The sequence below is a fragment of the Ruegeria sp. CE9 genome (assembly GCF_056537425.1).
Genome location: NZ_JBQFRO010000091.1, coordinates 1 through 1,050, shown reverse-complemented (window position 1 = coordinate 1,050; position 1,050 = coordinate 1). Strand labels below are relative to the sequence as shown.

1 pseudogene is annotated in these 1,050 nt (G+C 59.2%); it reads right to left on the bottom strand.

Annotated features, from left to right (window positions below):
* Nucleotides 1-1,050, bottom strand: a pseudogene (locus ACR0B3_RS24230) (glycine dehydrogenase (aminomethyl-transferring)); the annotation flags it as partial.

Sequence of the window (1,050 nt, the reverse complement as noted above, 5' to 3'; positions counted from 1 at the left end):
AGGGTTGGTGCCATGTCCGGAAACAGCGATCAGACAGATCTTCCGGTGATGATCCCCGCGCGCCTGATGATAGGCGGCTATGGTCAAAAGGCCTGCATATTCACCTTGCGCACCCGAATTGGGCTGCATCGACATCGCATCATAGCCTGTGATCTCGCACAGATAATCCGACAGGGCCGCCAGCATTTGCGCATAGCCCTCGGCCTGATCTTGTGGCGCAAAAGGGTGCAGCCCGCCAAATTCGGGCCATGTGATTGGCATCATCTCAACCGCGGCGTTCAGCTTCATCGTGCAAGAGCCAAGCGGGATCATGGCACGATCCAGTGCCAAGTCACGATCCGACAGGCGGCGCATATACCGCATCATCTCGGATTCCGCGCGGTTCATGTGGAAAATCGGATGGGTGAGATACTCTGTTTCCCGCAAGAGCGCGTCAGGGATAGATGGCGCTTCAACCGCATCCAAAAGCGGTGTGCCAAACGCCTCACAGACCGCGGCCAAATGGGCTTCGGTTGTCACCTCATCCACGGAAATACCAATCCGATCTTGACCAACATCACGCAGGTTGATCCCCGGCACCACAGCCGCGGCCATGATACGCGATTGTTTGGCCCCGACCTTGACTGTGATCGTGTCAAAATAGCTTTGCGTCAGCGGCGCAAAGCCGCCCGCCTCCAGACTTTTGGCGAGACGCGCTGCGTGCAAATGCACCCGCTGCGCAATCGCGCGCAATCCGCGCGGGCCGTGGAACACCGCATAAAGCGAGGCCATGACGGCCAAAAGCGCCTGCGCAGTGCAGACATTCGAGGTGGCTTTCTCGCGGCGAATGTGCTGCTCGCGCGTCTGCAAGGACAGCCGATAGGCACGGCGCCCCTGCGCATCGACCGATACGCCAACAAGCCGACCCGGGATGGCCCGCTTATAGGCCTCGCGACAGGAAAGAAATGCTGCGTGCGGGCCACCATATCCCAGCGGCACACCAAAGCGTTGCGCTGAGCCTACCGCGATATTGCGGCCAAGTTCAACCATGATTTTGGGGTCGACTTCTTC